This window comes from Streptomyces sp. NPDC052109, from assembly GCF_040680195.1.
Lineage (GTDB): Bacteria > Actinomycetota > Actinomycetes > Streptomycetales > Streptomycetaceae > Streptomyces.
Genome location: NZ_JBFAWF010000010.1, coordinates 181,933 through 200,533, shown reverse-complemented (window position 1 = coordinate 200,533; position 18,601 = coordinate 181,933). Strand labels below are relative to the sequence as shown.

General features: G+C 72.0%; 16 protein-coding genes. 7 read left to right on the top strand and 9 right to left on the bottom strand.

The features are described from left to right. The first annotated feature begins 50 nt into the window (after positions 1–50). The gene (locus AB0L59_RS21950) at positions 51–446 is read left to right on the top strand and encodes a nitroreductase family deazaflavin-dependent oxidoreductase (protein WP_365586145.1); all 396 of its coding nucleotides are present in this window, start codon (positions 51–53) and stop codon (positions 444–446) included. A 210-nt stretch (positions 447–656) separates the two neighbouring features. Here AB0L59_RS21950 and AB0L59_RS21945 read toward each other — a convergent pair whose 3' ends face one another. From AB0L59_RS21945 to AB0L59_RS21920, 6 genes are all read right to left on the bottom strand, one after another. Continuing rightward, positions 657–2,105, bottom strand: a complete 1,449-nt coding sequence (locus AB0L59_RS21945; RefSeq protein WP_365586143.1) for an aldehyde dehydrogenase family protein — start codon at positions 2,103–2,105, stop codon at positions 657–659. Then, positions 2,102–3,832, bottom strand: a complete 1,731-nt coding sequence (locus AB0L59_RS21940; RefSeq protein WP_365586140.1) for a D-aminoacylase — start codon at positions 3,830–3,832, stop codon at positions 2,102–2,104. Before AB0L59_RS21940 ends, AB0L59_RS21945 begins: the two co-directional genes overlap by 4 nt. Before the next feature lie 88 nt (positions 3,833–3,920). Further along, positions 3,921–5,045, bottom strand: a complete 1,125-nt coding sequence (locus AB0L59_RS21935) for an LLM class flavin-dependent oxidoreductase (RefSeq protein WP_365586138.1) — start codon at positions 5,043–5,045, stop codon at positions 3,921–3,923. A gap of 110 nt (positions 5,046–5,155) precedes the next feature. Then, positions 5,156–5,926, bottom strand: a complete 771-nt coding sequence (locus AB0L59_RS21930) for an SDR family oxidoreductase (RefSeq protein WP_365586136.1) — start codon at positions 5,924–5,926, stop codon at positions 5,156–5,158. Positions 5,927–5,941: 15 nt separating this feature from the next. Further along, the gene (locus tag AB0L59_RS21925) at positions 5,942–6,868 is read right to left on the bottom strand and encodes an LLM class F420-dependent oxidoreductase (protein ID WP_365586133.1); all 927 of its coding nucleotides are present in this window, start codon (positions 6,866–6,868) and stop codon (positions 5,942–5,944) included. Further along, entirely contained in the window at positions 6,865–8,088 is a 1,224-nt protein-coding gene (locus AB0L59_RS21920) for an amidohydrolase family protein (RefSeq protein WP_365586132.1), read from the bottom strand. Before AB0L59_RS21920 ends, AB0L59_RS21925 begins: the two co-directional genes overlap by 4 nt. A 224-nt stretch (positions 8,089–8,312) precedes the next feature. Between AB0L59_RS21920 and AB0L59_RS21915 the strand changes: the two genes are divergently transcribed. Both AB0L59_RS21915 and AB0L59_RS21910 read left to right on the top strand, forming a co-directional pair. Further along, the gene (locus AB0L59_RS21915; protein ID WP_365586129.1) at positions 8,313–11,288 is read left to right on the top strand and encodes a BTAD domain-containing putative transcriptional regulator; all 2,976 of its coding nucleotides are present in this window, start codon (positions 8,313–8,315) and stop codon (positions 11,286–11,288) included. Positions 11,289–11,503: 215 nt separating this feature from the next. Continuing rightward, positions 11,504–11,728 (top strand): hypothetical protein, encoded by a 225-nt coding sequence (locus AB0L59_RS21910; protein WP_365586127.1) that lies wholly within the window; start codon positions 11,504–11,506, stop codon positions 11,726–11,728. Between the two features lie 65 nt (positions 11,729–11,793). Here the strand turns inward: AB0L59_RS21910 and AB0L59_RS21905 are convergent, their stop codons facing one another. After that, positions 11,794–11,934: a hypothetical protein gene (locus AB0L59_RS21905; RefSeq protein WP_365586124.1), complete on the bottom strand. Its 141-nt coding sequence runs from the start codon at positions 11,932–11,934 to the stop codon at positions 11,794–11,796. A gap of 95 nt (positions 11,935–12,029) precedes the next feature. Here AB0L59_RS21905 and AB0L59_RS21900 point away from each other — a divergent pair, with 95 nt between their 5' ends. Continuing rightward, positions 12,030–12,971, top strand: coding sequence for a hypothetical protein (locus tag AB0L59_RS21900; protein ID WP_365586122.1), 942 nt, complete (start codon positions 12,030–12,032; stop codon positions 12,969–12,971). Positions 12,972–13,903: 932 nt separating this feature from the next. Here the strand turns inward: AB0L59_RS21900 and AB0L59_RS21895 are convergent. After that, positions 13,904–15,505 carry a FadD3 family acyl-CoA ligase gene (locus AB0L59_RS21895; protein WP_365586120.1) on the bottom strand — a complete coding sequence of 534 codons (1,602 nt, stop codon included), beginning with the start codon at positions 15,503–15,505 and terminating at the stop codon, positions 13,904–13,906. 88 nt (positions 15,506–15,593) lie between these two features. Between AB0L59_RS21895 and AB0L59_RS21890 the strand changes: the two genes are divergently transcribed. The 3 genes from AB0L59_RS21890 to AB0L59_RS21880 are packed head-to-tail and all read left to right on the top strand — an operon-like array spanning position 15,594 to position 17,939. Then, positions 15,594–16,748 (top strand): lipid-transfer protein, encoded by a 1,155-nt coding sequence (locus tag AB0L59_RS21890; protein ID WP_365586118.1) that lies wholly within the window; start codon positions 15,594–15,596, stop codon positions 16,746–16,748. A gap of 10 nt (positions 16,749–16,758) precedes the next feature. Beyond that, positions 16,759–17,169, top strand: a complete 411-nt coding sequence (locus tag AB0L59_RS21885; RefSeq protein ID WP_365586115.1) for an OB-fold domain-containing protein — start codon at positions 16,759–16,761, stop codon at positions 17,167–17,169. Beyond that, a complete protein-coding gene (locus tag AB0L59_RS21880; RefSeq protein WP_365586113.1) occupies positions 17,166–17,939 on the top strand; it encodes an enoyl-CoA hydratase/isomerase family protein in 774 nt (257 codons plus the stop codon). The genes AB0L59_RS21885 and AB0L59_RS21880 overlap by 4 nt, the downstream gene beginning before the upstream one ends. 167 nt (positions 17,940–18,106) lie before the next feature. On the opposite strand, the gene AB0L59_RS21875 is transcribed toward AB0L59_RS21880, so the two are convergent. Next, on the bottom strand, positions 18,107–18,592 hold the full coding sequence (locus AB0L59_RS21875; RefSeq protein WP_365586110.1) for a hypothetical protein: 486 nt from the start codon (positions 18,590–18,592) through the stop codon (positions 18,107–18,109). Between the last annotated feature and the right edge of the window lie 9 nt (positions 18,593–18,601).

Below are 18,601 nucleotides of genomic sequence, written 5' to 3'. Positions count from 1 at the left end.
CACACCATCCCGCCACGACGCCGTGCCGTCGGACAAGGAGAGCGACCGGCATGTCAGCCCCCACAGACCGCAAGCACCGCGTGGTGACCGCCTTCCAACGGCACGTCGCCAACCCGCTCAACCGGCGCCTGCCGTTCCAGACCCTTCTGGAGACCACCGGCCGCAGCTCCGGCCTGCCCCGGCGGACCCCGGTGGGCGGCCGCAAGGTCGGTGACTCCTTCTGGCTGGTCTCCGAGTTCGGCCACAAGTCGCAGTACGTCCGCAACATCCAGGCCGACCCACGCGTCCGCGTCCGCATCGCCGGCCGCTGGCACCACGGCACCGCCCACCTCCTGCCCGACGACGACCCCGTGGCCCGCCTGCGCTCCCTGCCCCGCCTGAACAGCACGGCGGTACGGGCGTTCGGCACGGACCTGCTGACGATCCGGGTGGACCTGGAGAAGTGAGCGCGGGAACACTGCGGGCGTGCGGCTCACCACCGCCCCCTCCGCCGTCCCCCCACTCGCCGAACGCCACGAGGCCCCGGCTGGAGGACCGGAACCCGGCCGGCGACCTCACGAGCGTCCCCGGCGACGGGCTCGGCGGCTTCCTGAACCGGTGCGCCACCGGCCTGCCGGAACCCCCGGCCCGCGGCGACCGGCGAGCCGGGTGGCCCGCTAACCCGGCCACACGATCGCCTGCACCTCGCTGTAGGCGTGCAGGGCGTACGAGCCGACGTCGCGGCCCACCCCGCTCTTCTTGAAGCCGCCGAACGGGGCCTCCATGTTGCGGCCCACGGTGTTCACCCCCACGCCCCCGGCGCGCATCCGGCGGGCCACGCGGAAGGCTCTGGCGACGTCGCCGGACCAGACGTAGTCGATGAGGCCGTAGTCGGAGTCGTTGGCGAGGGCCACCGCCTCGTCCTCCTCGTCGAAGGGGATCACCGCGACCACCGGCCCGAAGATCTCCTCCCGGGCCACCCGCATGTCGTTCGTGCAGTCGGCCAGCAGCGTGGGCGCCACATAGAACCCCCGCTCCATTGGGGGGCGTTCCCCGCCCGCGATCACCGACGCACCCTCCTTGCGACCCAGTTCGACGTACGACTCGATCCGCTCCCGGTGTTCCGCCGAGATCACCGGCCCGACGACCGTGTCCGCGGCCCGCGGGTCGCCGACCTTCACCCTCCTCGCATAGGCGGACAGTTGGTCCACGAGCCGCTCGTACACCCCGCGCTGCGCGAGCACCCGTGTCGGTGCCGTGCAGATCTGCCCGCTGTAGAAGGAGAAGGTGGTGCCGATGCCCAGGACGGCCGAGCCGAGGTCGGCGTCGTCGAACACGACCGCCGCGCCCTTCCCGCCGAGCTCCATCAGCTGGCGTTTCATGTCCCGTCCGCACACCTCGGCGATCCGCCGCCCGACGGCCGTGGACCCGGTGAAGCTGACCATGTCGACATCGGCGGAGGCGACCGCCGCCTCGCCCACCGCCACCTCCCGGCCCGAGACGACGTTCACCACCCCGGACGGCGCCCCGGCCGCCTCCAGCGCCTCCGCCATCCGGTAGACGGACAGCGGATCCTGCGGGGCGGGTTTCACGACCACCGTGTTGCCCATGGCCAGGGCCGGCGCGACCTTGCCGGCCGGGTTGGCCCACGGGTTGTTGTAGGAGGTGATGCAGGTGACGACCCCGACGGGCTGCCGTATCGCCAGGGCTCCCATCACGGCCGCCCTCCCCATCGGGCCGGCCTCGTTGATCTGCGGCGCGACGGCCCACTCGGCCGGCTCCACGCTCGCGTACCGGCGGAACCGGGCGGCGGCCACCCCCACCTGCATCGCCCGGGCGGTCCCGGTCGTCGCCCCGGTCTCGGCGCGGGCCAGTTCGGTGTACGGCCCCATCCGCTCCCGGATGATGTCGGCCGCCCGGCCCAGCACCGCCGCCCGCTCCTCGGGCCGGGTCCGCGACCACGCCCCGAACGCCTCCCGCGCCGCCGCGCAGGCCGCCCGCACCTGTTCCGGCGAGGCCTCCGGCGCCCGGCCGACGGGCTCCTCGGTGGCCGGGTCGGTCACCGGGTAGTGCCCGCCGTCCGGCTCGACCCACTCCCCGCCGACGAACAGCCGCTCGCCCCTCACCGTGTGCTCACCGTCCGCGTGTCCCGCCCGGACCGCAGCACCCTTCCCGGTACGGCCCCGCTCACCACGTCGTCCCGGATCGCCTCGACCCCGTTGACCCACACGGCCCGCACCCCGATCGCCCTGGAGTCCAGGCGGGGACTGTCACCCGGCAGGTCGTGCACCAGCCGGGCCTGGCCGGCGTCGATGCGCTCCGGGTCGAAGAGGACGAGGTCCGCATGCCAGCCCTCCCGCACCCGGCCCCGTTCCCGCAGCCCGAAGAGCCGGGCCGGGTCGTCGGTCAGCATCTTCACGGCCTGCTCCAGCCCGACCAGCTTCCGGCCGCGCAGGCAGTCCCCCAGGAACCGGGTGGTGTACGGCGCCCCGCACATCCGGTCCAGGTGCGCGCCCGCGTCCGAGCCGCCGAGCAGCACGTCCTCGTGCTGCCAGGTCTCGGCGCGCAGGGCCCAGGACGCCGGGTCGTTGTCGGTGGGCATCGGCCACAGGACCGTCCGCAGATCGTCCCGGGCGCAGATCTCCACCAGGCAGGCGAAGGGGTCGAGGCCCCGCTCCTCGGCGATGTCCCGCACGACCCGGCCGGTCAGGCCCCGGTTGGCCTCGCTGTAGGTGTCGCCGATGACGTACCGCCCGAGGTTCGCCAGCCGCCGGAAGACGCCCGCCTCCTTGGACTGGGCCCGGCGCAGCATGTCCGCCCGGACGGCCGGGTCCCGGAGCCTGGCGATCCGCTCCGGCACCGGCAGCCCGAGGACGGGCCCCCAGCCGGGGATCAGGTTGAGGGCGCAGAACGTGCCGAGGGACATGTTCATCGGCGTGAGGATCGGCATGGTGAGCGCCACCACCCGCCCGCCGGCCTTCCGGGCCCGCTCGCTCGCGCCGAGCTGCCGGGGCACCCGTTCGGGCACGGCCGCGTCGACGGTGAGCACGTTCCAGTTCAACGGCCGCCCGGCCGCCGCGCTCATCTCCACCAGCAGATCGATCTCGTCGTCGCTGAACTGGTCCAGGCACCCGGCGACGATCGCCTCGATCTGTGTGCCCTCGTGCTCTCCGACGGCCTTCGACAGCGCCAGCAGCTCCGCCGGCCGCGCGTGCCGGGAGGCCACCGGCTGCCCGTCGCCGTCCGAGTGGGTTCGGGACTGCGTGGTGGACAGCCCCCAGGCCCCGGCGTCCATGGCCTCGTGCACCAGCCGCAGCATCGCGCCCAGTTGCTCCTCGGTGGGCTGTCCGCCGGTGGCCCCGGGCCCCATGACGTGCCGCCGCACCGCGCAGTGCCCCACCATGAAACCGGCGTTGACGGCGATCCGGCCGTCGAGGGCGTCCAGGTACTCCCCGAAGGAATGCCAGCTCCAGGGCGCCCCCTCCTCCAGCGCCACCAGGGACATCCCCTCCACCTTGGACATCATCCGGCGCGTGTAGTCGGCGTCCTCGGGGCGGGCGGGATTGAGGGGCGCGAGGGTGAATCCGCAGTTCCCGGCGGCGACCGTCGTCACCCCGTGGTTGAGGGAGGGCGTGGCGTAGGGGTCCCAGAAGAGCTGGGCGTCGTAGTGGGTGTGGGGGTCGACGAAGCCGGGGGAGAGGACGAGACCGGTGGCGTCCTCGGTGGTACGGGATTCCTCGGTGACAGCGCCGACGACGGCGATCCGGCCGTCGCGCAGGCCGACGTCGGCGGTGAAGGCGGGCGCGCCGGTGCCGTCGACGACGGTCGCACCCTTGATGACGTGATCGAGCATGGGGCCCCCTTTTTCAACTCCGGAAGGGAAAAAGGGGCGCGGGGAACTGCGCGACCAGCCACAGACGACCCGCACCCCGCGACGGCGCCTACGAGGCGGCCGCGGCCCGGAACCGCGAAGTCCGGTGCACGGGATCCGTGTCGATCTTGGGAATCACGTGCTCCCCGATCAGCCGGATCGTCTGCAGCGTCTCCTCCTTCGGCACCCCCACCGGCAGCCCGAAGCTCAGCTGGTCCGCCCCGGCCTGCTCCCACCGCTCGCACTGGCGCAGCACCTCGTCCGGGTCCCCGCAGATCAGCAGCTCCTCCTCGATGAGCAGCTCCACGAACTCCGGCGTGTACGCGGGCAGCGTCTCCGGCCACACGGGGAAACCCTCGGGCCGGGGGAAGGTGTCGTGGTACCGGAAGACGAGCGACGGGAGGTAGTGCAGCCCGCCGTTCACCGCGATCTCTATGGCCTCCGCGTGCGTCGGCGCGCAGATCGCGGTCGTCGTCACCATCACGTTGTCGTTGACGAAGTCCCCGACCGGCTCGGCGTTCACGACCGCCGTCTTGTACTGCTCCAGCACCCACTCCATGTCGGAGACCTTCTGGATGCTGAAGCCGAGCACGCCGAGCCCCTTCTTCGCGGCCATGGCGTACGACGGCGGGGAGCCGGCCGCGTACCACATCGCCGGGTGCGACTTCCCGTACGGCTTCGGCAGGACCTTGCGCGGTGGCAGCTGCCAGTGCTTGCCCTGGAAGCCGGCGTACTCGTCCTGGAGCCACATCTTCGGGAACTCGGCGATGGTCTCCTCCCAGATCTCCTTCGTGTAGTTCATGTCGGTGATGCCGGGCAGGAAGCCGAGGATCTCGTGGCTGCCGGCCCCCCGCCCGCTGCCGAACTCGAAACGGCCCTCGCTGAGGTGGTCCAGCATGGCGACCTTCTCGGCGACCTTCACCGGGTGGTTGACCTGGGCGAGCGGGTTGAAGATCCCGGATCCCAGGTGGATGCGTTCGGTCGCGTGGGCCAGGTAGCCGAGGAAGACGTCGTTGGCCGACAGGTGCGAGTACTCCTCCAGGAAGTGGTGCTCGGAGGCCCAGGCGTACTTGAAGCCGGACTTGTCCGCCTGGATGACGTACTCGGTCTCCTCCATCAGTGCCTTGTGCTCGGCCAGCGGGTCGGTCTCGGCGCGCTTGCCCACGTATCCCTGTACAAAGAGCCCGAATTCCAAGGCCGTTCACCGTCCCCGGTCATTGAGTTTCTGACACATCGTCAGTTTTGCTCGACTGTCGCACCGCCCGCCCGACGGGTCAATACCTGATGGACTGTCAGGTAACCGCGTCAGACGACGGTGACCCCCGCCAGCCACCCGCCGTCGATCACGAACGGCTGCCCGGTGATGTACGACGAGTCCGCCGAGGTGAGGAACAGCGCCAGCCGCGCCACCTCCTCCGGCTGCCCGACCCGCCCGAGCGGCACGAGCTTGCGGTACAGCTCGTGCAGGGCCCGGCTCATCTCCTCCGGGTCGGCGTCCGGGTCGAGTCGCGCCGGGTTGGACATCGGGGTGTCTATGGCGCCCGGGCAGATCGCGTTGACCCGGATGCCCCGGCCCGCCAGCTCCAGCGCGGCCACCCGGGTCAGCCCCAGCACGGCGTGCTTGGTCGCGGCGTACGTGCCCACGGCCGCCATGCCGGTCATGGCCGTGTAGGAGGCGGTGTTGACGATGGTCCCGCCGTCGGCCATCTCGGGCGCCACCGCCTTCATGCCGAGGAAGCAGCCGACCTGGTTGACCTGCACGACCTGCATGAACTCGTCCAGCGGGGTGTCCACGAGCGCGTTGAAGCGCAGGATCCCCGCGTTGTTCACCAGCCCGTCGATGTGCCCGTACGACGCCTTGGTCGCCGCCACGGCCTCCCGCCAGCCCTCCTCGGTGCCGACGTCGAGATGGACGTACAACGCGCCTATCTCCTTGGCCAGGGCCTCCCCCTGGTCGTCCAGCACGTCGGCGACGGCCACCCGCGCGCCCTCCGCCCTGAAGAGCCGCGCCTCCTGCTCGCCCTGCCCGCGCGCCGCCCCGGTGACGATGACGACCCGCCCGTCCAGTTTGCCCATGGAAGTCCTGCCTCCTCATGCCAGCCGGGGTGCGACCTCCGCCCCGAACAGCTCGATCTGGTCGATGAGTTCGGCCCGGCTCCGGCTGCGGAACCGCACCTGGATCTGGTCCACGCCCATCGCCCGGTAGGCCCGAAGCGACTCGGCGATCTCCTCCGGCGTCCCGGTACGGGTGCGCCGACCGACGTCCCAGCCGGCCCGCCCGACGTACAGCGGCTCGGCGATCGCGCCGACGGTGAACGGGCCCGCGGCGCCCGCCTCCTCGCGCAACCGCCGCAGCCGGGCGATCTGTGCGGGCAGCCGCTCGCGCGGGTCCCCCTGCGGCAGCCAGCCGTCGCCCTTCAGCGCGGCCCGGCGTACGGCGGCGGGCGAGGAGCCGCCGACCCACAGCGGGACGTCCGCCTGCACGGGCCGCGGCCGCTGCCCCAGCCCGCCGAAGTCGTAGAACTTCCCGTGGTGCTCGGGGAACTCCTCCGGCCCGAGGGCGGCCCGGAGCGCGTCGATCGTCTCGTCCAGCACGGCCCCCCGCCGCTCGAAGTCCGCGCCGAGCGCCTCGAACTCCTCCGGTACGTGCCCGGCGCCGACCCCGAGGATCAGCCGGCCGCCGGAGAGGCGGTCCAGGGTGGCGTACTGCTTCGCGGTGAGGAGGGGGTGGCGGAGCCCCACGACCGCCACATGACTGAGCAGGCGCACCCGCTCGGTCACGGCGGCGAGGTGGGCGAGGGTGGCGACCGGGTCGTACCAGACCGTGCTCATGGCCGTGGCGAGGCGGCGCGGGACGGCCACGTGGTCGCAGGCGGCGAGGTAGGCGAAGCCGGCACGATCCACCGCCCGGGCTACGGCCACCAGGTCCTCCGGTCCGGCCCCGGCCTCCCAGCCCTCGGCGAACAGGGGGCTCTGCGCCTGGACGGGCAGCTGGACGCCGTAGGCCAGCGCACTCACCGCCACAGCCCTTCGGGGGTGAGCCCGAGCAGGTCGATGGCGTTGCCGCGTACGATCCGCTCGACCACCTCCGCCGGCAGGTGTCCCATCTGCGCCTCGCCGACCTCGCGGGACTTGGGCCAGGTGGAGTCGGAGTGCGGGTAGTCCGTCTCGTACAGGACGTTGCCGAGCCCGATGGCGTCCAGGTTCCTGAGCCCGAAAGCGTCGTCGAAGAAGCAGCCGTGGACGTGCCCGGCGAAGGTCTCGGACGGCGGCCGGGTGACCTTGTCGGCGACCCCGCCCCAGCCCCGGTTCTCCTCCCACACCACGTCGGCGCGCTCGAGGATGTACGGGATCCACCCGATCTGGCCCTCGGCGTACATGACCTTCAGGTTCGGGAACCGCTCGAACTTGCCGCTCATCAGCCAGTCCACCATCGAGAAGCAGCAGTTGGCGAAGGTGATGGTGGAGCCGACGGCGGGCGGGGCGTCGGCGGAGGTGGAGGGCATCCGGCTGCTGGAGCCGATGTGCATGGCGACGACCGTGCCGGTCTCGTCGCAGGCCGCGAGGAACGGGTCCCAGTCGTCGGAGTGGACGGACGGCAGCCCGAGGTGCGGGGGTATCTCGGAGAAGGCGACGGCCCGCACGCCGCGCGCGGCGTTCCGCCGCACCTCAGCCGCGGCCAGCTCGGCGTCCCACAGGGGTACGAGGGTGAGCGGTATCAGCCGGCCCCGCGCCTTCGGCCCGCACCACTCCTCCACCATCCAGTCGTTGTAGGCGCGCACGCACAGCAGGGCGAGTTCCTTGTCGGCGGCTTCGGAGAAGGTCTGTCCGCAGAAGCGGGGGAAGGTCGGGAAGCAGACGGCGGACTGGACGTGGTTGACGTCCATGTCGGCGAGCCGGGCGGCCACGTCGTACGACCCCGGCCGCATCTGCTCGTACGTGATCACCTCCAGCCTGACCTCGTCCCGGTCGTAGCCGACGGCGGTGTCGAGGCGGGTGAGGGGCCGGCGCAGATCCTCGTACACCCACCAGTCGCCGAGCGGCCCGTCCGTACCGCCGGGCTCGCCCATGACGGGCCGGAAGCGCCCGCCCAGGAAGGTCATCTCCTTCACGGGGGCGCGCACGATCCGGGGCCCGACGTCCAGGTACTTCCTCGGCAGCCGGTCCTGCCAGACGGCGGCGGGCTCCACGGTGTGGTCGTCGACGGAGATGATCAGCGGGAACTGTGTGGTCTCCATGGGCCTCACGGTAGCGCCGATCTGACGGATCGTCAGCTACTGTGTCCGGCCGCATGCCCGCACCGCTGTCCGCGAAGAGGGTGTGAGGGCTTTGTGGAGTGAGGTGTGAGGGGTTTGTGTACTCAGACGCGCCGCCCTGTGATCGGCGTCTCCCACGGCTGACGGAACCGCCCGGAACAAGGCAAACTGACGGGGTTGTTCGTGATGCCGAGGGGGACGAACGCATGGACGGTGGGCCGCGAGTGCCTGAGCAGCGGCGTCCCGGCTCCGAGACCGTCACGGAGCCGGAGGCGCTGCGGTTCGGCGTGCTCGGTCCGGTGCGGGCCTGGCGCGGCGCGGAGCAGATCGGCACGGGCTCGCCCCAGCAGCGCGCCCTGCTGGCCGCCCTGCTGCTGCGCGAGGGCCGTACGGCGACGGCCGCGGAGCTGATCGACGCCCTCTGGGGCCCCGAGCCCCCGTCGCAGGCCCTGGCCGCCGTCCGCACGTACGCCTCCCGCCTGCGCAAGATCCTGCCGTCCGGCGTGCTGGTCAGCGAGTCCGGCGGTTACGCGGTGCGGGTGCCGGCCGGGGGTGCCCTGGATCTGACCGCTGCCCAGGAGCTGGCGGCGGAGGCGGAGAAGTCACGGGCGGCCGGCGATCTGTGCCGCGCTCGCGAGCTGCTGAACCAGGCCCTCGGCAGATGGGACGGCGAGGCGCTGGCCGGCGTCCCCGGCCCGTACGCCGAGACCCAGCGGGCCCGCCTGGAGGAGTGGCGCCTGGGCCTGCTGGAGTCCCGCCTGGACATGGACCTGGAGCAGGGCTGCCACGCGGAGGCCGTGTCGGAACTGACGGCGCTGACGGCCGCGTATCCCCTGCGTGAGCGGCTGCGCGAGCTGCTGATGCTGGCCCTGTACCGCAGCGGCAGGCAGGCGGAGGCTCTCGCGGTCTACGCCGACACCCGCCGCCTGCTGGCCGAGGAACTGGGCGTCGATCCGCGGCCGGGGCTCCGGGAGCTCCAGCAGCGCATCCTGCAGGCGGACCCGGCGCTCGCGGAACCGTCGTCCCCGGCGGCGGAGCCGGCGGTGGTCCCCGTCCGCCCCGCCCAACTCCCCGCCTCCGTGCCGGACTTCACCGGCCGCGCGACCTTCGTGACCGAACTGAGCGAGGTACTGTCCTCGGCCTCGGAGTCCCCGGACGCCGGGGGCCGGGTGATGGCGGTGTCGGCGCTGGCCGGCATCGGCGGGGTGGGCAAGACGACCCTGGCGGTGCACGTGGCCCACCGGGCGCGGGGCGCCTTCCCGGACGGCCAGCTGTACGTCGACCTGCAGGGCGCGGGGCCCCGCCCGGCGGAGCCGGAGACGGTACTGGGTTCGTTCCTGCGCGCCCTGGGCACGGCGGACTCGGCGATCCCGGACTCCCTGGACGAACGGGCGGCGCTGTACCGCTCGGTGCTCGACGGACGGCGTGTGCTCGTGTTGTTGGACAACGCCAAGGACGCGGCCCAGGTGCGGCCGCTGCTGCCGGGCACGGAGGGCTGCGCGGCCCTGGTGACGTCCCGGGTCCGCATGGTCGACCTGGCGGGCGCCCACCTGGTGGACCTGGACGTGATGTCCCCGGAGGAGGCCCTCGCCCTCTTCACGAAGATCGTCGGCGAGGAGCGGGTGGCGGCGGAGCGGGAGGCGGCGCTGGACGTGGTGGCGGCCTGCGGCTTCCTGCCGTTGGCGATCCGCATCGCGGCGTCCCGGCTCGCCGCCCGGCGAACGTGGACGGTCTCGGTCCTGGCCGCGAAGCTGGCGGACGAACGCCGCCGGCTGGACGAGCTGCAGGCCGGAGACCTGGCGGTGAAGGCGACCTTCGAACTGGGCTATGGGCAGTTGGAGTCGGCGCAGGCCCGGGCGTTCCGGTTGCTGGGCCTGGCGGACGGCCCGGACATCTCCCTGGCCGCTGCGGCTGCGGTCCTGGACCTGCCTGTCGAGGAGACCGAGGACCTCCTGGAGTCCCTGGTGGACACGTCGCTGCTGGAGTCGGCGGCGCCTGGGCGGTATCGGTTCCATGATCTGGTCCGGCTCTACGCGCGTGCCTGCGCGGAGCGGGACGAACAGCCGCCCAGTGAGCGGGAGGCTGCGATGTCGCGGTTGCTGGACTTCTATCTGGCTACGGCGGCTCAGGTGTATGCGATGGAGCGGCCGGGGGATCGGCTGGTGGATCACCTGGAGAAGACCGGCGTGTCCGGGCTGGTCTTCACCGACCGCCGGGCGGCACAGGACTGGCTCTACTCCGAGGCCGTACCGCTTCTGGCCTGTGTACGGCAGTCCTCCAGCGGGGCCACGCTCCGGCGCGCCGTCGACCTGCTGTGGGCGGCGGTGGACCTCGCGGAGTCGGGCGCGAACTTCAAGGAGTACGAGGCAGCCGGCACAGCACTGCGCGACGCCTCGCACGCCGCGTCCGACACACGGGCCGAAGGCCGGGCCATTCTGGTACTGGCCAACGCACGCAACTGGTCAGGGCAGTTCACCCAGGCCTACGAGGAGGCACGACAGGCACTCGCCCTGTCGGAGGCCGCCGGCGATCCCCTGCCGTGCTGCTGGGCCTCGAACATCCTCGGGATCTTCGCGTACTACCAGAGTCGTTACGCCGAGGGAGAGGAATTCCTGGAGCGTGCCATCGCGGACTTCCGCGCCTGTGGCGACCTCTCCGGCGCGGCGGCGGCGCTGTGCAACCTCTCGCGTCTGCATCTCCAGACGGGCCGGGCAGACAGTGCGGTCCATCTCGCACGGGAGGGCACCGAGACGTACGAGGAGCTGGGGCACTCCCTGAAGTCGGCCAACGGCCACTACGCCCTGGGGCTGGCTCTCGGCAAGAGCGGGCAACTGGCCGATGCCAGCGCCCATCTGAGTCAGGCCCTGCTCGTCTTCCGTGCCAGCAGGCAGCGCCTGTGGGAAGGAATGACCCTCTTCCGGCTCGCCGAGGTGGACCTGCTCGCCCAGCAACCGGCCCAGGCCGCCGCCAACGCCGAGATGGCCCTGACACCGCTCAGGGAGATCGGCGGTGAATGGCGGCGCGGCAACGTGCTGACCGTACTCGGGAAGGCGTTGGAGGGGATCGGACACACGGGCCGGGCCCAGGTCTGCTGGCGCGAGGCCCTGGAGATCTACGAACGGCTGAACTCCCCGGAGGCGGCGGAGGTCCAAGCCCTCCTGGAACCGGCCGCCGCCGCCTGACCTGGGCGCTGTCGCGGCGTTCATCGATCGTTTATCGCCCCACGGCAGTCTCATGGATACCGGGCCGTCGTGTCGGGGGGCAGACGGACCAGCCGGTGAGACCGCCGCACTCGCGTTCTAGAGTGGGCGGCTCCAGCGGCCCATCCGGCCACACTCGGGGGAGTGTCCGGATGGGCCCGCCACAGCTGCAACGCAATCTCCAAGGGGAGCACCTGATGAGCGACATCACCAAGGACGAGCCGGTCGTCACGCCGGACAACACGCACATCACCGACGCCAAGGCCGGCACCGAGGTCAAGCCGCTCAACACGCACATCACCGACGCCGCGGCCGGCTCCGACGTCACACCGCTCAACACCCACATCACGGACACCGAGGCGGTGGCCGCCGACGACACCGTGTCTCCGGACAACACCCACATCACGTCCGAGCCCGCCTGAGCCAAAGACCGACGGGGGACCGGCCGCGACGGCGCCGAGGGGGAGCCGTCGCGGCCGTCGTGTTTTCAAGGGGCTGCGTCCAGCAGGGCGAGGCCACGCCCGTTCTCGGCGTCGAGCGCCCCGGGCAGGGACACGGGTAGGGCCTGCCTGGCCGGGTCCGCCACCTCGACACGGATGCGATGGCCGTCCGCCCGGGCCACACGCACGCGGACCAGGGTCCACTCCCCCCATGCCGGATGGCTGACCGTCCCAGTTATCCACAGCACAAGCGGCAGATCACCGATTCTGCGATCTTGCCCACGTGGAGCAAAGGGACTTGAGGGCGTTGGCGGACAGCGGCGTCCTCCTCACCTCACGTGCCGTCGAGGCCGGCTGGCCCCGGCGCAGGCTCACGCGTGCGCTGCGGGGAGAGGGCTGGACCCGGCTGCGGCAGGGCGCCTGGGCCGAGCCGGGCCGGGAGCCGGACCTGGTCACTCACCTCCGGGCCGTGCTGCTCCGCGAACCCCGGCTGATCGTGAGCCACGGTTCAGCGGCCGCTCTCTGGCGGATCGAGTTGCCCGGGAACGGCCGTGCGGCGCCGCTGGAGTTCATCGACCCCCGGCTCACCGTCCGCCGCCCGAGCAGCGACGTACGCGTACACCGGTTGCCGCTGAGCACGGGAGACGTGCTGGAACGGCAGGGGCTTCGGCTCACCACCCCCACCCGCACGCTCACCGATCTCCTCCGGCGCGGTCCGAGGGACGAGGCGGTCGTCGCCGTGGACTCGGCGCTTACCCACCGCAGGGTCGGACACGTCCGCCGCGCACCGCTCACCCGGCTGGACGAGATCACCGGCGCGCTGCGGTCGGCGGAGCGGGCTCAGGGATCGGTCCGGGCCCTGAGCTGGCTGCGCCTGTGCGATCCGCGTGCCGGTTCACCCGCCGAGACCGTGGCCCGGCTCCGCATGTACGACGCCGGTCTCCACCCCGAGAGCCAGGCCGAACTGCGTACCCCGGACGGCCGGCGGCGCATCGTCGACTTCCTCTTCAGGGCGGCCGGGCTGGGCGTGGAGATCGAGGGCTACGCCTACCACGGCACCCGTGCCGCCCACCGCCAGGACATCAACCGCTTCAACCAGCTCCTCCGGTGCCCGGAGATCCGCAGCCTCCTCCGCTTCAGCGCCGAGGACGTTTTCCACCGGGCTGCGTACATGGTGGAGGAGATCAGGGCCACCTTCGCTGAACTGGCTGGTGATTCCAAGTGACCGTGGGGGCCGCCCGCTTCTCGGCGATTGTCGTGCCTCCGCGAGGTGAGCCAAGGGCGCTGCGTTCCGCTGCGCTCCACTCCGCGTCGGCTCCGCCGATGGCCCTCCGGGCCACCCTTGACACACCTCACTCCAGCACGGGGAAGAAGCGAGCGGACGGCCCGGAAAGACGGGGCCCGACCGGCGTTGCCCTCCACCGTCGGCTGGACCCCGGACCGGCACAGAGGGGCGCGACCGCTGAGCGGGGGCACGCCGGGTGGGGGTGGCGGCTTGCGGGCAGTGGGTAGGGCGGGCGAGCAGCCGCGACTCGCATGCACGCCGGGTCGGGACGGCGGCTTACGGGCAGGTGGGGGAACTCCCGGGAGTGGGAGGGGCGGCTACGATCGGGGGACTGATTGGAGGAGTTGGGCCACTCTCATGCTCGAGGGCACCGACAGTCCCCATCCTCAGTGCGCCCATTTCTTCCAATCGCCCCTGCCTCTGTGTCGGGTGGGACCAGTGAGGTGCATGAGGGGCTGGCCGTGGCCCCCCTGTGCTCCCCTCCCGGTGCTCCCCTCCCTGCGTTCCACTACGGGCAACCCCCATCCGCCGGCCGTTTCGCCGCCGACGCCGCCCGGCGTCCGTGCGAGACGCGGCCGCGCCCCGGAACCCAGGGTGCGGACGCAGCCGACCCGGGGGTTGGCGCCGGTGAGGTGGCCACTTTTCCCGGGCCGTCCGCTCGCTTCTTCCCCGTGCTGGGGTGAGGTGTGTCAAGGGTGGCCCGGAGGGTCATCGGCGGAGCCGACGCGGAGTGGAGCGCAGCGGAACGCAGCGCCCTTGACTCACCTCGCGGAGGCACGACAATCGCCGAGAAGCGGGCGGCCCCCACGGCAACCGATCAACGCCGGGCCGGCCTCCCAGCCTCTCCCCACCTCTCCCCGCATCCCCCCGCCTCACCCCCTCCCCCGCAGAACCCCCTTCACCACCTTGCCGCTTGCGTTCCGCGGGAGTTCCGGCACGAACTCGACCGCCCTCGGCACCTTGTAGTTCGCCATCTCGCGGCGGCCCCAGGCGATCAGGTCGTCGGAGGTGAGGAGCGCGCCCGGTCGGCGGACCACGAACGCCTTGGCCACCTCGCCGAGGCGGGGGTCCGGTACGCCGATCACCGCCACCTCGCGCACGTCCGGGTGGACGCCCAGCAGTTGCTCTATCTCCGCCGGGTACGCGTTGAAGCCGCCGACGATGAACATGTCCTTGATGCGGTCCGTGATGCGCAGGTTGCCCGCCTCGTCCAGGACACCGACGTCGCCCGTGTGCAGCCAGCCGTCCGGGGAGATCGCCTCGGAGGTGGCCTCGGCGTCCTGGTAGTACCCGCGCATCACGTTGAAGCCGCGGACCAGGACCTCTCCCGGTGTGCCCGCATCCACGGGTGCGCCCGTCGCGTCGACCGTCTTCACCTCCGTACCGGGGATCACCCGGCCGGAGGTCGATGCGATCACCGACGGGGCGTCGCCGCGCCGGCACATCGTGACGATGCCGCTCGCCTCCGAGAGGCCGTACGCCGTGAGGACCGTGGCCACGCCCAGTTCGGCGCGCAGGCGTTCCACCAGACGGAGTGGCACGACCGCCGCTCCCGTCACCATCAGGCGCAGCGCCGACAGGTCGTAGGCCTCCCGGGACGGGTGGTCCAGCAATGACTGCAGGAGGGTGGGTGGGCCGGGCAGCACCGAGATGCGCTCCGCCGCGATGTTCGCCAGTGCCGTCTCCACGTTGAACACCGGCTGCGGGATCACCGTCGCCCCGCGCATCAGGCAGGCGATCACCCCGGCCTTGTAGCCGAAGGTGTGGAAGAAGGGGTTGATGATCAGGTAGCGGTCGCCTGAGCGCAGTCCCGCCAGGTCCGACCAGATCTCGTACGCCCGCAGGGTCTGGGTGTGCGTGATCACCGCACCCTTGGGGCGGCCCGTCGTACCCGAGGTGTAGATGATGTCCGAGACGGAGTCGCCCTCCAACTTGGCTGCTCGTGCGCGCACTTCCGCCGCGCCCACCCCCTCCCCCGCCGCCAGGAAGTCCTTCCACGTGCGGAAGTCCGCCGGCGCGTCCTCCGACAGGACCACCACTTCCCGCAGTTCCGGCAGGCCCGGCAGCGGGCCCCCGCCGGCGTCCGGTACGCCCTCGCCCGCCGCCCGGCGCAGGGACGCCACGTACGACGCGCCCAGGAAGGTGCCCGTCACGAAGAGCAGGCGGGTGCCGCTGCGGCGCAGTACGTCCGCCGCTTCCGTGCCCTTGAAGCGAGTGTTGAGCGGGACGAGGACCGCGCCCGCCGTCACCGCGCCCAGGGCCGACACGATCCAGTCCAGGGAGTTGGGGGCCCAGACCGCAACCCGGTCGCCCGCCCGCACCCCGCCGGCCAGGCAGGCCGCAGCCGCGCGCTCGACGCGGGCGCCCAGTTCGGCGTACGTGATCCTGGTACGGCCCTCGACCACCGCCTCCGTCTCCGCGTACCGCTCGGCCGACCACCGGACCAGATCAGGGATGGTGTCCCAGTCGCTCATCACAGGCCCCCTGCACCGCATAGCTGACTGACCGTCAGATTAGCTGTAACCTGACGCCCTGTCAGGACGCAGGTTGAGGGGGGACGCCATGGCAGTAACCGGGCTCAAGGACGCCACCGCCATCGTCGGGATCGGGCAGACCGCGTTCGCCAAGCACCTTCCGGAGGACGAGAAGACGCTTGCCTGCCGGGCCGTGCTCGCCGCGCTCGACGACGCGGGGATCGCGCCCGGCGAGGTCGACGGCCTCGCCTCCTACACGATGGAGGAGACCGACGAGGTCGAGCTCGCCAAGGCCGTCGGGTTCGGGGATCTCACCTTCTTCAGCAAAGCCCCGTACGGCGGCGGTGGTTCCTGTGCCACCGTCGCGCACCTCGCCGCCGCCATCGCCTCCGGGCAGGCCGGCGTCGGGGTCGCCTGGCGGTCGCGGAAGCGGGGCAGCGGGGCTCGGCCATGGGCCAATACCGCCGTCCAACTGCCCACGCCCGCCCAGTGGACCCGGCCCTTCGGGCTGCTCCGGCCCGCCGACGAGATAGCCATGCTGGCGCGGCGGTACATGCACGAGTACGGCGCGACCCGGGATCACCTCTTCAACGTCGCCCTCGCCTGCCGCAACCGCGCGAACCAGAACCCCGCCGCCGTGATGTACGAACGGCCGCTGACCCGCGAGATGTACATGACCTCGCGCTGGATCAGCGAGCCGCTGTGCCTCTTCGACAACTGTCTGGAGACGGACGGCGCCCTCGCCTGCGTCCTGGTGTCCAAGGAGCGTGCCCGGGACTGCCGCACCAAGCCCGTGTACGTCCACTCCGCCGCCCAGGGGCTGCCCGCCCAGCACCACGGCATGGTCAACTACTGGAACGACGACCCCCTCACGGGTCCCGCCTGGACCGCCGCCCGGCATCTGTGGAAGCACGCCGACCTCACCCCGGACGACGTGGACGTGGCGCAGATCTACGACGCGTTCACCCCGCTCATCCCGCTCTCACTGGAGGGCTACGGCTTCTGCGGCCGAGGGGAAGGGGGCGCCTTCACCGAGGGCGGGGCCCTGGAGATCGGGGGACGGCTGCCCCTCAACACCGGCGGGGGCGGGCTGTCCGAGGCCTACGTCCACGGCTTCAACCTCATCAACGAAGGGGTGAAGCAGCTGCGCGGGACCAGCACCGCCCAGGTGCCCGGCGCCGCCACCTGCCTGGTCACGGCCGGCGAGGGCGTGCCCACCTCCGCCCTGCTGCTGCGCAACTGAGGAGCCGACCATGCTGACTCCCGTCACCGACACCGACGGCGCGCCCTTCTGGGAGTACGCGGCCCGCGGTGAACTGCGCGTCCAGGCCTGCGGCGACTGCCACGAACTCCGCTTCCCGCCCCGCCCCTGCTGCCCGCACTGCCAGTCCTTCTCGCAGGAGTGGCGGCTCACCAACGGGCGGGGGCGGATCTGGTCGTACGTGGTGCCGCATCCGCCGCTGCTGCCCGAGTACGCCGAACAGGCGCCGTACAACGTGGTCGTGGTGGAGCTGGAGGACTACCCGCGGATCCGGCTGGTCGGCCATGTGGTCAGCCACGCCGGCGCGCCCCTCGGCTCCCTCGATCCGCAGCGCCTCAGGGTCGGCGCCCGGGTGCACGTCGTCTTCGGCGACGGGGGGCTGCCGCAGTGGGTGCTCGGGTGAGCACGGTACGGGTCGAGGCCGACAAGGGCGGCGGGGTCGCCGTCGTCACCCTGGACCGGCCGCACCGGCTCAACGCCATCGACATGGACATGGTCCGCGAACTGTCCGGCGCCTGGCGGGAGTTGCGGTTCGACGACACCGTGCGGGCCGTCGTGCTCACCGGCAGCGGGGAGCGGGCGTTCTGTACCGGGATCGACCGGGACGTCGTCGTACCGCAGCCCTCGTCGCCGTACATGCAGGACGACCCGCTGCTGACTATCGGGCCCAAGGCGAACGGTCTGTGGAAGCCCGTCGTGGCCGCCGTGCGCGGGATGGCCTGCGGGGGCGCCTTCTACCTGCTGGGCGAGTGCGAGTTCGTTGTAGCCGACCCGACCGCCGAGTTCTTCGATCCGCACACCACGTACGGCATGGTCAGCGCCTACGAGTCCATGCTGATGGCCGCGCGGATGCCGTACGGGGAGGTGGCGCGGATGGCCCTCATGGGCACCGCCGAGCGTCTCTCCGCCCGGCGGGCCCACGAGATCGGGCTCGTCTCCGAAGTCACGGAGGCGGGCGGGGCGCTGGCGGCCGCCGTGCGCTGCGCCTCCGTCATCGCCGAGTACCCGCCCGAGGGTGTCCAGGGGACGGTGCGGGCCCTCTGGGCGGCCAGGGAGGCGGCGTGCACCCAGGCCTTCGCGCAGGCGCCGGCCCTCATCGCGCTGGGCAACCTCCCGGCCGCGCGGCAGGCGGAGCTGTTCGCGGGGCGGCGTGGGGGCTTCCGGTTGCGCTAGGACGTGCCACCGGTCCCCCGATCGGCGTAGGGCCTGTTACTCACTTTCGGGTGTGGACGGGGTCGCTCATCGCCCGATAGTCCACGAAATCTCCACTTTCACCACATACATGGTTGATACATCCGAGTGTCACAGCTATCTCTTTGATCCGTAATGCCCTTCGTGTGTCATTCCTCGAGCCGGGGCGCCGGGTTGCAGGGTGTGCGGGTGCGGCCGACCGGTCGCACCCCCACACCCTTGCGAAGGGGGACCTCGTGTCCGTAGTTGCTTGTGTCCGTCGGGTGATCGCCACCGTTGGGGTGGCCGCCGCAGTCGTGGGCGTCGCAGCACTGCCGGCTGCGGCAGCCGACCACTACCCTGGCCGCCCGCACGAGGCGGTGAACATCAGCGGCGAGCGGCACGGCTCGCCGTGGCCGGGCGGCCACTTCCGGGGAGACCACCGGCGCGACGACGACAGGTGGCACGGCAGGGACGGATGGCGTCACGACCACCGTCGTGACGGCGACCACTGGCGTGACGGCGACCACTGGCGTCGTGACGACCACCGGCGCCACGGCTACCACTGGCGTGACGGCGACCGTCGGCATGACCGGGACGGCGGTTACCGCGGTGGCGACCACCGCCGCGGTGACCACGATCACCGGGGCGAGCACCGGCGCTGA